The organism is Rahnella sp. BIGb0236 (assembly GCF_004364755.1).
In the GTDB taxonomy this organism is placed as follows: domain Bacteria; phylum Pseudomonadota; class Gammaproteobacteria; order Enterobacterales; family Enterobacteriaceae; genus Rahnella; species Rahnella victoriana.
Genome location: NZ_SOAO01000001.1, coordinates 349,513 through 362,485, shown reverse-complemented (window position 1 = coordinate 362,485; position 12,973 = coordinate 349,513). Strand labels below are relative to the sequence as shown.

Here is a 12,973-nt window from a genome sequence, read left to right as displayed (position 1 = left end):
CGCGGCATCTGAACCCGTACTCTATTTCAGTGCCTGCCATGAGCGTTTACCAGACTTCTCTCGCCAGCCGTAAGAAGTTTTCCCCCAGCACATTGCGGATCACTTTTTCGCTGTGTCCTGACTGTAACAAATGGCCGACAACCTCTTCCAGCGCGGAGGGATGCACGTAGCCACCTTCGCCTGAATATTCCTCTGCGGGCCAGTATTCAGGATGTGCCGCCAGAATGTCGCCGGTACTGACATTGCCCACCGGGAAGGCATAATCCAGTGCTATTCCCACGTGGCGGGGACCGGCGAGATGAATCAGATAATCAACATGCCGGGCGAACAGCGCGGCGTCGGGGGCGCTGTCACCCAGGAACTCACCAATCCCGTTCACGCCAATCAGCCCGCCATGGTTCACACACGCCCTGATTTGTTCATCACTGATGTTTCTGCCGTGCGCATGTATGGCTTTTGGATTGGAATGGGAAAATATGACCGGCTTACTGGAGTATTCAATGGCTTCGATGCTGGTCTGAAGACTGCAATGAGAGACATCAACGAACATGCCAACGCGGTTCATTTCATCAATCACTTCTTTGCCGAATGACGTCAAACCTGTGTTTTCATCATGGCAGCCGCCACCCGCCAGATTATTGCGGTTATAGGCAAACAGCATCTGTCGTACACCCAGGTGATGATAAAACTCCACCATTTCAACGCGGCCATCCAGCGCGTTCATCCCTTCGATATCAAAAGTGATCGCCAGCTTACCAGAGGCACGGGCGGTGAGAATATCCTCCGGCTGATTCACCAGCAGGTAATCATCAGCATGATCGAGGATCCAGTGCCGGAATGCCGCCAGATTGCGTACTGTCTGCTCCCACGGCAGGACATCAAAGCCGACATCCACCGACAGGTAATGCACGCCCGCATCCCGCCAGAGTTGAAGATTATTCAGGTCTGCCGCCGGATCGGGCATGAAGCCGGAGTGGCCATCCCAGACCAGCGAGTCGGAAAAAATTGCGCGGGCGCGTCGGGCTATATCGGTCTGGATCATGTGAGTATTTCCTGCAATGACAAGGGGTGTTCGGAAGACGGAACCTTCAGGGCTGATGCCAGCCAGCCGGGTTCGAGCGTCGGTTCCGCCTGCAACAGACGCGCGGTGTAATCATCGAAAGGCGGCGTCAGCACCGTCTCCCGCAAGCCCTTACGCACCAGTTTGCCGCGATGCATGACGGCCACGGAATGGGCAATACTGCGCACCGTCGCGATGTCGTGAGTGATAAAAAGCAAAGTCAGGCCGGCAGACTGCTGAAGTTGTCTGAACAAGGCCAGTACGCCCTGCGCGACCAGCGGATCCAGCGCAGAGGTAGGTTCATCGCAAATGAGAATGTCCGGTTCCGCTGCCAGCGCCCGCGCAATTGCCACTCTCTGTTTTTGTCCGCCTGAAAGCTGCGAAGGAAAACGGTCGGCCAGCTCCGGTGCCAGTTCCACCTGCTCAAGCAACTGGCTGAGGCGTGCTTTAAGCGCAGCACCGCGCAAACCGCTGCGGCGCATGATATTCCGCCCGATCAGCTCACGTACCCGGTGGCGCGGATTCAGCGCGGTATCCGCGTTCTGATAAATGTACTGGATTTGCCAGCGCTGCTGCGCAGTTCGCCGCTGACAATCAAACGACAGTGCCTTGCCTTCCAGCGTCAGCTCGCCGGATTGCGGCTTTTGCAGCCCGGCCAGCGTACGGGCCAGGGTGGATTTACCGGAGCCAGACTCGCCGACCAGCACGAAGGTTTGCCCCCGGGGCAGTGTCAGCGAAAGCTGCGAGATAACCGGCTCCCCGTGACCGTATCCGACGGTCAGGTCACGCAGTTCAAGCACCGGCGCATGTTGTTCAGCGACCGGCAGCGGTGCCGGATGTCGGGTATTGAGTAATGCCCGGGTGTAAGGATGTGCGGCTGACCTAAGGATATCGGCAGTGCGGCCATATTCGATCTGTTTACCGTGGCGCAACACCAGCAGGTTGTCGGCAATTTGCGAGACCACGGCAATATCGTGCGAAATATACAGCGCCGCCGTCCGGGTTTGTTTCACCGCGTGGCGGATAGCCGCCAGAACGTCGAGCTGCGTAGTGGCATCCAGCGCGGTGGTCGGCTCATCAAAAACAATCAAATCAGGCGAGGAGCACAGCGCCATGGCGGTCATTGCCCGCTGCAACTGACCACCGGAAACCTGATGAGGATAGCGTCTGGCGAACTGTGCCGGATCTGGCAAACCGAGCAGGGCGAACAGCTGTAACATCTTTTCCTGTGCGGCTTCAGGCGTCAGGACGCCGTGATAACACGCGGCTTCAATTACCTGCGAACCCAGCGGAAATGCCGGATTAAAACCAGCACTGGCCGATTGCGCGACATAACAAACGCGTTTGCCCTGATGTGTCGCCAAACGACAGGCATCCCGGGGATGATAAGTGTGCCCCTGAAAAGTAATGCTGCCGCTAAGCGGTCGCAGCGCGCCGCGATAATGCCCCATCACCGCGAGTCCCAGGGTGGATTTCCCGGCGCCAGATTCGCCGATTACGCCCAGCACGTCGCCTTTGCGTAATTCAAAAGACACCTTGTCAATCAATACAGTTTGCTGATGTCCCACGCACAGCTGTGCGACTTGTAAGAGTGCCTCTGACATCACTGATCCTCCTGTTGTTGCAGCGTTCTGCTCAGGGCATCGACCAGCAAATTGACGGCAATGACCAGCAACGAAATGGCGATGGCAGGGTAAAAGGCGGCACTGACACCAAACAGAATGCCGTCTTTATTTTCCCGCACGATGGCGCCCCAGTCGGCTGCGGGGGGCTGGATCCCCAGCCCGATGAAAGAGAGTGTCGAGATAAACAGAATGCTGGCGCTGAACTGCATTCCCCATTCCGCCAGCAGCGGAAAGCGGGCGTTGGGCAGCATTTCGCGGATGACCCGGTACGCGTGAGATTCGCCGGCGAGCTTTGCGGCTTCCATGTAATCCGTGGCCAGAATATGCGAGGCAAGACTGTAACCGAGACGATAAACGCGCGTCGCACCGATGGCGGCCAGCACAACGACCAGCGTGCTGTTAGTTTGTGGTAACACCGCCAGCGCCACCAGCGCGATAATCAGCGACGGCAGTGACATAAACAAATCGTTGAGGCGTGACAATACCCCCTCCACCACGCCTCCCACGCTGACCGCCAGAAAGCTCAGCAGCGTGCCCGCAAGCATAGCCATTACCGAAATCACAAAAGCAAACGACAAGGTAAGACGCGCGCCAGACAGCAGACGGGAGAACAAATCCCTGCCGAGATTATCGGTGCCCAGCCAGTGGGCGGCACTCATGGGTTGCCAGATTTCACCGCTTATCTGACGGGCATCGTAAGGCGCGATCCACGGTGCGGCCAGCGAGGCGAAGACAAACAGGAGCAGCAGAAACGCACCGGTCACGGCGCTCGCTGAGGAGAAAAGTGATTTCATCGCGGGAACCTCAGTCGTGGGTTTGCCGCCATCGCCAGCATATCGACCAGTAAATTAAGCAGAATATACACGGCGGCAAACACCAGCCCGCAGGCCTGCACGACCGGGATGTCGCGTACGGTGACGGCATCCACCATGTATTGCCCGACACCCGGATAGACAAAAATCACTTCGATGATCATCGCACCGACAATCAGCCCGGCCAGATTCATGGCGATCACGGTCAGGACAGGGGAAATGGCATTTGGTGCGGCGTGTCGCCATAAAATACGCAGCGGCGGTAATCCCTTCAGCCGCGCTGTTTCCATCCACGGCGTACTGGTGACCGACATCAGCGCACTGCGTGCCGATCGCAACATGTTTGCCAGCACGGCAATCGCCAGTGTCAGCACCGGCAGCAACAGGGCGGAAAGACGATCCGGCAGGCTCATCCCGTCATAAATCGTCGAGGGAAACGTCGAGACGCCCACGTGTAACACCAGCACCTGAATCAGCAGATAGCCGATTAAAAATTCCGGCAGTGAGAGAATAATCAGGGATACCAGCGTAATCACCCGGTCGGGCAGTCGGTGCAGATAGCGCACGGCGAACAGTCCGCCCAGTAACGCGACCGGGATCGCCAGTAACGCGGCGGCACCCGCAAGCCACAGTGAATTGAGTAACCGGTGCCCGAGCTGTGCGCTGACCGGTTGCTGACTGGCCCATGAGAGCCCGAAATCGGCTTTGAAAATCTGTAGCATCCACAGCAGATAACGGGTGACCAGCGGCTTATCCAGCCCGAGACTTTGTCTGATACTGGCAATCGCCTCAGGTGTCGCTGCGCGTCCCAGTGACGCGGCAGCAAAATCACCGGGCAGGGCGTTGACGGCGGCGAAGATCAGCAGCGATACACCCCAGAGTAAAATCACCGCCAGCAGCAGGCGGTGACTTATGGCGCGGGCGAGCGGATGACGGGGCGCCGTGCCGCGCACCCCACGGGCAATAAAACTTTTCATCAGTTGTTCAGCCAGACGCGTGAGATGACGTGACCGTTAGATAAATCGTTGCCGACATCTTCGATATAGCCCTGAAGTTTGTTGCTGCTGGCATTGAGGTAATTATTAAACACCGGCAGCAGGGTGCCGCCTTCATCACGCACAATCAGCGCAATGTCGTGATACAGCGTGCGGCGTTTGGCCTCATCCTCTTCTGCCCGGGCGAGTTTGAGCAGGCTGGCAAATTGCGGATTAGCGAAATGGGTTTCATTGCTGGCTGAAGACGGACCCAGTTCAAGCGAATAGATCAGATCCTGGGTTAAACGCGTTCCCCATGACGACACGCAGAACGGTTTATTACGCCAGACATTATTCCAGTAGCCGTCATCGGGCTGGCGGCGGATATCAATTTTGATCCCGGCTTTCTGCGCGCTGAGCTGGAACAGCGTGGCGGCATCGACGGCACCGGGGAAAACCCCTTCGGCGACATCCAGCACAATGGGCCCGCTGTAGCCGGATTTTTTAAAGTGGAATGCGGCCTGATCGGCGTCGTACTGGCGTTGCGGGATTTCGGCCGGGAACAGCGGATACGCACTGTTGACCGGGAAATCATTGCCCAGCGAGCCATAACCGCCCAGCACGCGATCCAGAATTTGCTGGCGATCAATGGCCAGTTTCAGCGCCAGACGCAGGTCGTTATTGTCGAACGGCGGGGTGTTGACCATCATCGGCAATGTGTAATGTCCGCGTCCCGGTGTGTTGTAAATCGTGACCGGACCGCTTTTCAGCAGTGCCACGATTTTCGGGCTCAGCCCGCTGATGAAATGTACTTTTCCGGTAGACAGTGCTGCAACCCGGCTCGATGCGTCGTTAATCGCGATCACTTCTGCACTCGCCACATTGCCCCGGCTGCTGTCCCAGTCATGCGGGTTTTTCTCCAGCTGGGTATAGACGCCAGCCTCGAATTTGACCATGCGGTAAGGCCCGGTGCCGATCCCGGCGTTAGGATTTTCATAGCCGCCACCGGGCTGGATTTGCAGGTTCCACAGCGAAAGTACCAGCGGAAAATCGACATTGCTTTCATTGAGAGTAATGGTGATTTTATCGCTATCACTGGTGACGGTACTGATGGATGACAGATAGGCAATTACGCCGGAACGGAATTTCGGATCACGGTGACGGGAAAGGGTTTTGACGACATCTTCTGCCGTCAGCGCCTGGCCGTTATGGAACTGAACGCCCTTACGCAGGGTAAATATCCAGCGCGATGATTTGTCGGCGCTTTCCCAACTTTCTGCCAGCCCCGGTATCGCTTTGCCGCTGACCGGATCGGTGCGCACCAGCGTATCGCCCCAGGCACAACCTACCACCATCATGTATGAACTGATCCAGCTTGCCGGATCCAACACGTCGGTGGTCGCCGCACCATCAATGCCCAGTTTGAGATGTCCGCCTTTCTTCGGTGTGTTGTCGGCAGCGGCGGCGGGCAGGGTAAAACTGAGCCCGGAAGCGGCGCCGGCGGCCAGAGAATACTTGAGGAAATCGCGACGATTCCAGGAATTTGGCATTTTTATTATCCTTATTTTATAGGCTGATACGGTGTGAATACCCTGCTGCACAGGCGAACCTGATGGTCAGAAATTGCCCCAAAGGGGCGTAATCCTAAGAAATAGGGAAGGGGGTGTCTAATACGTAAATAAGATAAGCGTATGATAAAATTAGAAATAACACAGACAGCGTAGCCGCGGGTGCTACGGCATGCTAGGGTATTTTTTTGCCTGAATTTACCTGCTTATAATGAAAAAAAACCATGATCTGGCTGTTATGCACTGGGGAACGTACCGCGTTGCCACGGCTGACGGTGTTTTAAAATCTGTTGAACCCGTGGAATGGGATCGTAATCCGTCTGAAATCGGACAATCCCTGATGGGTTCAGTCGACGGACCCAGCCGCGTGCGTCGCCCTGCGGTCCGGCTGGGCTATTTGCAAAACGGCGCGGCCTCGCGTGAAGGACGCGGCAAAGAGCCTTTTGTCGAAGTCAGCTGGGAGACGGCGCTGTCGCTGGTTGCGGCTGAACTCGCACGCGTAAAGGACACCCACGGTAATTCTGCGTTCTATGCCGGGTCTTACGGCTGGTCGAGCGCCGGTCGTTTTCACCATGCGCAAAGCCAGATGCACCGGTTCTTCAATCAGTTTGGCGGCTATACCGGCAGCACAAACACCTACAGTCTGGCGGCGGCGGAGCGTTTATTGCCGCACATTATCGGTGATCTGGATGTGCTGCAAAAACAGCATACTCACTGGTCCGTGCTGGCCGGAAAGTGCGAACTGTTCGTTGCCTTCGGCGGACTGCCGTGGCGCAATGCGCAGGTCAACGGTGGCGGTGCCAACGATCACTCGCTGAAATACTGGTTACAGGAAATGGAGCGAACCGGCACCCGTTTCATCAATGTCAGCCCGGTGAAGAATGATCTCTCGTCGGTGAAAACGGCCGAATGGCTGTCCCTCAAACCGGGCAGCGATACCGCACTGTTGCTGGCGCTCAGTCATGTGCTCGTCGAGGAATCCCGCTATGACGCGGGTTTTGTCGCCAGCCATACCGTCGGCTTCAGTACGTTCAGCGATTATCTGACGGGTGCTCGTGACGGGCAGGCCAAAACACCGGAATGGGCAGAACCGTTGACCGGCATCAGCGCGCAGGCCATCCGCACGCTGGCGCGTGAGATGTCCGAAAAGCACACCATGATTAATATCGCCTGGTCTTTGCAACGCGCACGACAGGGCGAACAAACTTTCTGGGCGACGGTGGCGCTGGCGTCTTTACTCGGACAGATCGGCACGCCGGGCGGCGGGCTGGGCTTTGCCTACGCGTCTACCAATCTTGCAGGCGCCGATCGCCGCACCTTCTCCGGCCCGCGTTTGCCGATGGGTAAAAATGCGGTGAACGATCACATCCCCGTGGCGCGGCTTTCCGACATGTTGCTCAATCCCGGCGGCGCGTATCAGTTCGATGGCAAAAACTGTCAGTATCCCGATATCCGGCTGGTTTACTGGGCGGGCGGTAACGCGTTTCACCATCATCAGGATATCAACCGGCTGGTGAAAGCCTGGCGTCAGCCCGATACCGTGGTGGTGCATGAACAGTATTGGACGGCGCAGGCGAAGTTCGCCGATATCGTGCTGCCGGTGACAACGTCACTTGAGCGTGAGGATATCGGCAGCGCCAGCAACGATGGTTACATGATTGCCATGCGTCAGCATATTGCACCGGTCGGTGAGGCGCGCAGCGATTACGCGATATTTGCCGCGCTCGCGCAGCAGATGGGCTTTGGCGAGGTCTTCAGCGAAGGGCGCGATGCGACGGACTGGCTGCGGCATATCTACCAGCTTTCAGTTCCCCGTGCGCAGGCCGATGGCATTGAGCTGCCGGAATTCGATGATTTCTGGCAACAGGGCAAACTGGAATATGCGCGTCCGGATACGCCGCAGATCCTGTTCGAAGACTTTCGCCGTGACCCTGAGGGGTCGCCGCTGGCGACGCCGTCAGGCAAGATCGAACTGTTTTCACAGACGGTGGCAAATTTCGATTACGAGGAATGTCCGGGTTTCCCGTTCTGGTATGAACAGGATTATCGCGAACAGCAGGAAACCCGCGCGCGCTGGCCGCTGCATTTGCTTTCCAGCCAGCCACGCACGCGGCTGCACAGCCAGTACGATCATGGCAGCGTCAGCCGCAAGACTAAAATCAGTGACCGTGAACCGCTGTGGTTACACCCACAGGATGCCGCCGCTCGCGGTATCACTGAGGGCAGTATCGTGCGGGTGTTTAACGATCGTGGCGCAATCCTGGCGGGTGTTCATCTGACCGAAGATCTGCGCCCCGGCGTGGTGCAGATGTCTACCGGTGCCTGGTACGACCCGCAGGACCCGTCGCAACCCGACCCGCTGGATAAACACGGCAACCCGAACGTACTGACGGAAGATCGTGGCAGTTCGCGACTCGGGCAGGGGTGCAGCGCACAAAGCTGCTGGATTGATATCGAACGCTGGAACGCGGCTTTACCCGAGGTTACCGCCTTCCTGCCGCCGGCGTTTGTTGCTGCTGATGACTCAGGCAACTGATGCGGGTGAAGGGAAAATTTAGGCCCCGCCATCCTCCAGCCTGCTGATGTGCAGGCTGAGCCAGGTCAGTTCGTCTTTGGGTAAGGCGATGGCGTATTTTTCCTGCACATAATCGCGTATGGACAGGGAAACCGCCATCGCGCCCGGACGATGGCGCAGCAGTTCCTGATAAAAATCCTCCGTGTCACTGGCCGCGATTTTTCCGCTGAGGATCCTTTCAGCGAAATAACGCACGTGGGTGATGAAACGGTTGTAGTTCACTGAGTCAATATCGAGGATTTTGTTCAGCTTATAGCGGACAATTTCAGCGATGCGGTTTACCAGTTCTACCTGCTGATGGGCGGTGGTGGTGTCGTTGTCACCTGACGCATTAATCAGATGAAAGGCAATATTCACCGCTTCGTCGGCAGGCAGGGAAATATCGAAACGCGCACTGACCATCGCGCTGGCCTGACGAGCAATTTCGTATTCTTTCTGATAATAGCGTTTTATCTCCCAGCCCAGTTTGTTGACAAAACTCTGTTCTTTTTTGCAACGTTCTGCGGCAAAAAACAGGTGTTCCGTGAGGGTGAAAAACAGCGAGGAATGGAGTTTTTTGACATAACTTTGCTGCGCCAGCTGAATAATGTCGTGGGTGACATCAAAAAAGGCCGCAGGAATGGTGGCCGTCAGTGACAGAAAATGTCGCGATTTCAAATCCTGTATCGGTATAAAAACCTTCTCGACGTGCGCAATATCAATCTGCATGCCGGGCTTTGCGTTGAACCCCAGCCCTTTGCCAAACAGCACCATTTCCTCCTGCTCATTTTCAACCAGAAGCATGCTGTTATTGAGCGATTTCTTCACTGTAATCACGGTCTGTTCCTGCGGCTGATTGTCACGATTACGCCATGTCCGCGCCATTTGTCGCGATGACTTTCTGGTACCAGAAAAACGAGTCTTTGCGCAGACGTGCCAGAGAACCCGCACCTTCATCATCCTGATCGACATAGATAAAACCATAACGCTTGGACATTTGCGAGGTTCCGGCGCTGATGATGTCGATTGACCCCCAGGTCGTAAAGCCCATGACCTCAACACCTTCATCGATGGCGTTTTTTACCTGTTCGAAGTGGGCGCGGAAATAGTCGATACGGTAATCGTCATGAATTTTTCCAGCGACGACCTCGTCTTTCGCCCCGAGGCCACATTCCACGATAAACAGCGGTTTCTGGTAGCGGTCATACAGTTCAAGCAACGAGATTTTCAATCCGACCGGGTCAATCTGCCAGCCCCATTCTGATGCCGGAAGGTAAGGGTTTTTGACGCCAAGAATGGTATTGCCGGGAATACGTTCTGCATCCGGCTGAGTGGATTCGGTCAGCGACATGTAATAGCTGAAAGAAACAAAATCGACGGTGTAAGCGCGCAGTATTTCAGTATCACCGGGTTGCATTTCAATGTGGATCCCGCGGCGTTCGAGGTCACGCGTGATCAGTGGCGGGTAGGCACCAAACACCTGCACGTCCGCGTAGAACATGTTTTCCAGATTCTTTTTCAGCGTGGCTTCTACGTCTTCGGGTTTACAGGTGCGCGGGTAGGTGGTCAGTTTGGTCAGCATGCATCCGACCTGGCTGCAGGGAATGATCGCATGGCAGTCGCGGGTGACCAAAGCCGATGCCACAAACTGATGATGCAAACCCTGATAGATATCCTGTTCCGCGCGGCCTTCCGCACTTTTTTCTTCCCTGATCCCGGCGGTGGTAAAGGGATGACGGCGGATGCTGTCGATTTCGTTAAACGTCAGCCAGTAAACCACCAGGTCTTTGTAACGTTCGAAACACACGCGACAGAAACGCACAAAGGCATCCACCACGTTACGATGTACCCAGCCATTGTATTTTTCGCTCAGCGCCAGTGGCATTTCGTAATGCGACAGTGTGACCAGTGGTTCGATGTTGAGCCTTCTCATCTCGCTGAATAATTCGTGATAAAACGCCAGTCCGGCCTCATTCGGTTCCCTGTCTTCTCCGGTCGGGAAAATTCGCGACCAGGCGATGGACACGCGCAAAACCTTACAGCCCATTTCGGCGAATAAAGCCAGATCCTCTTTATAACGATGGTAGAAATCTATCCCGCGGCGTTTTGGGTACAGCTCGTCGTTTTTCCCCTGAAGTGCATCCGCGATATTTTCATCGGTCAGCGCCATGTGCGCGCTGTAATCTTTGAGCGAGACATTGGGTTTCCAGGTGATGGCATCCGCCACGGAAGGGCCTTTGCCGTCGATATTCCATGCGCCCTCCGCCTGATTGGCGGCGATAGCGCCTCCCCATAAAAAGTCTTTCGGAAACGTTGGTTTACTGGTCATTACACGGACTCCTTTAAAGTCATAACAACGGGGCGATGATTAATCTGTAAGGCGGCGGGTTCCGGTTCTAACGTGAACCGCTCGCTGTTGGTGATCACCATAATGACCACCGGATCAAACCCGGCGCGGGTCAGGGCATCCACATCAAATTCCACCAGGATGTCGCCGACGGACACCCTTTGTCCGGTTTCAACGCGGGGGGTAAATCCCTCGCCGTTCAGTTTGATGGTGTCGATACCGATGTGGAAAATCAGCTCAATGCCACTGTCGCTGAGCATACTGACCGCGTGGCCGGTCTCGAAAACATTCACGATCACGCCGCTGGCAGGCGCGCTGAGCACACCTGCCTGGGGAATGATGGCAATACCCTCACCCATGATGCGTTTGGAAAATACATCGTCATTCACCTGCTCAAGCGGGATGACTTTCCCCTCTACCGGCTGCACCAGATCCAGTGAACTGACCACGGCCTCAGCAGGAAGCGGCATACTTTTCTCTTTCCACAGCATCAGCGCACTGACAAAAGAGACGCCAAAAGCAATCACCACGCCGGCGAGGGCATAGACGATATTCATGCTGTTTTCAGGGGAGACAAATATTGAGATGGTGGCTAAACCCGGCCCGACCAGCGCGAAAGCCTGAATGCCCATCCAGCCGACAAAAGCACCGCCGACAAAACTGCCCGCCAGAACGCTGTACAGCGCCTGCTTGTGCAACAGCGTGACGCCATAAATCGCGGGCTCGGTAATGCCGAACAAGGCGGAAATACCGGCAGAAAACGCAGTGGACTTCATGGCTTTATCTTTACTTTTCATGGCGATGGCGAAGCAAGTGCCTGATTCGGCAATGTTGTGCGCCAGTGACGCCGGTAAGTAGATGAACTCGCGCCCGAGCTGGCTCATGGAAGAGATGGCATACGGCAGCATCGGTTTATGCATTCCTGCGGCCACCATGAAGGGCAAACCTGCTGCCAGCAACGCCGTCGCGATGAAGCCTAAGTGGCCGTATAACCACAGGATGACTTTGGCCAGACCGGCACCGAGTTCATATCCTAACGGACCGAGCACCAGTAAGGTCAGGGGTACGGTGATCATCAGGGAAAGCATTGGCGAAAGGAAAACGCGCACGGATGACGGCGTATACCGGTTGAAAAGTTTCTCTGTCTGCGCATAAAAAAGGACGCACAAAATGGCCGGAAAAACCTGCGAGGCATAGGGGACGTTCTTCAGATCCAGCGAAAGAAACTGCGCGCCGTCAGCCAGATGTTTTGCCATGCCCGGCAACACCATGACCGATACAGCGGAAACCGCCACAAGAATGTTCACCTTAAGTTTGGTCGCCGTGGTGATCGCCACCAGTATCGGCAGAAAATAGATCGGCGCTGAACCAATATTATCCAGTACTTTCCAGGTCGAACTGCTGCGGCTCAGCCAGCCGAGCGCATCCAGCAGCAATAACAAGGATTTCAGGACGCCGCCTCCGGCAATGGCCGGAACCAGCGGCTGGAAGACGCTGATAATGAAATCCACCACGACGGAGAGCACGCGGGTGTTCTTTGGCTTCGGCTGAGTCTGAACCGGCGACGTCTGGCCGCTGACCAGTTCTTTGACTGCGTCATATACCCGGATCACTTCGCTGCCAATCACCACCTGGCACTGAACATTGAGCCTGACGCCCAGCACGCCGGAAATTTTTTCCAGCGCGGTCTGGTCGGCCTTTTCGTTGTTATAGAGGCTGAGCCGCAGCCGCGTTGAACAATGCTCAACGTGTTCAATATTCTCCACGCCGCCGACCCGCGCCACAATTTCCTGAGCAACTTGCAGATGATTCATAGCCACCATTCCCGGAGCCGAAACAAAAAAAAAGACCTGAAGCCCCATCACCTTACAAAGAAGAGGATGGGGCTTCAGGTCTTGCCTACGCTGGGTAGTAACACGCCTGTGGTCTATTTCTGATTAATTAGGTCCTGAAGTCAATGTAATCATCGGGAAGAAGGCGGTAAGTGTGAGCTCGTTGGCAAAATTTCTGAATGGCCCCTGACTTTTTTAAAG

At 55.8% G+C, this 12,973-nt stretch carries 9 protein-coding genes; 1 reads left to right on the top strand and 8 read right to left on the bottom strand.

All coding sequences use genetic code 11. The features are described 5' to 3' along the window. Positions 1-46: 46 nt before the first annotated feature. From EDF78_RS01525 to EDF78_RS01505, 5 genes are read right to left on the bottom strand one after another with little or no spacing between them, the layout of a single operon-like run. Positions 47-1,042 carry a membrane dipeptidase gene (locus EDF78_RS01525; RefSeq protein WP_133822355.1) on the bottom strand — a complete coding sequence of 332 codons (996 nt, stop codon included), beginning with the start codon at positions 1,040-1,042 and terminating at the stop codon, positions 47-49. Next, complete coding sequence (locus EDF78_RS01520; protein WP_133822354.1) at positions 1,039-2,664, bottom strand: ABC transporter ATP-binding protein; 1,626 nt, start codon at positions 2,662-2,664, stop codon at positions 1,039-1,041. Before EDF78_RS01520 ends, EDF78_RS01525 begins: the two co-directional genes overlap by 4 nt. Further along, positions 2,664-3,479 (bottom strand): ABC transporter permease, encoded by an 816-nt coding sequence (locus EDF78_RS01515; protein ID WP_133822353.1) that lies wholly within the window; start codon positions 3,477-3,479, stop codon positions 2,664-2,666. The genes EDF78_RS01520 and EDF78_RS01515 overlap by 1 nt, the downstream gene beginning before the upstream one ends. Beyond that, complete coding sequence (locus EDF78_RS01510; protein WP_133822352.1) at positions 3,476-4,474, bottom strand: ABC transporter permease; 999 nt, start codon at positions 4,472-4,474, stop codon at positions 3,476-3,478. Before EDF78_RS01510 ends, EDF78_RS01515 begins: the two co-directional genes overlap by 4 nt. Next, on the bottom strand, positions 4,474-6,021 hold the full coding sequence (locus tag EDF78_RS01505) for an ABC transporter substrate-binding protein (protein ID WP_133822351.1): 1,548 nt from the start codon (positions 6,019-6,021) through the stop codon (positions 4,474-4,476). The genes EDF78_RS01510 and EDF78_RS01505 overlap by 1 nt, the downstream gene beginning before the upstream one ends. Positions 6,022-6,250: 229 nt before the next feature. Here EDF78_RS01505 and EDF78_RS01500 point away from each other — a divergent pair, with 229 nt between their 5' ends. Further along, positions 6,251-8,575: a molybdopterin-dependent oxidoreductase gene (locus EDF78_RS01500; protein ID WP_133822350.1), complete on the top strand. Its 2,325-nt coding sequence runs from the start codon at positions 6,251-6,253 to the stop codon at positions 8,573-8,575. An 18-nt stretch (positions 8,576-8,593) separates the two neighbouring features. On the opposite strand, the gene EDF78_RS01495 is transcribed toward EDF78_RS01500, so the two are convergent. The 3 genes from EDF78_RS01495 to EDF78_RS01485 are packed head-to-tail and all read right to left on the bottom strand — an operon-like array spanning position 8,594 to position 12,754. Beyond that, positions 8,594-9,430, bottom strand: a complete 837-nt coding sequence (locus EDF78_RS01495) for a transcription antiterminator (RefSeq protein ID WP_095925827.1) — start codon at positions 9,428-9,430, stop codon at positions 8,594-8,596. Between the two features lie 28 nt (positions 9,431-9,458). Beyond that, on the bottom strand, positions 9,459-10,922 hold the full coding sequence (locus EDF78_RS01490; RefSeq protein ID WP_133822349.1) for a family 1 glycosylhydrolase: 1,464 nt from the start codon (positions 10,920-10,922) through the stop codon (positions 9,459-9,461). Next, positions 10,922-12,754 (bottom strand): beta-glucoside-specific PTS transporter subunit IIABC, encoded by a 1,833-nt coding sequence (locus EDF78_RS01485; protein ID WP_133822348.1) that lies wholly within the window; start codon positions 12,752-12,754, stop codon positions 10,922-10,924. The genes EDF78_RS01490 and EDF78_RS01485 overlap by 1 nt, the downstream gene beginning before the upstream one ends. Between the last annotated feature and the right edge of the window lie 219 nt (positions 12,755-12,973).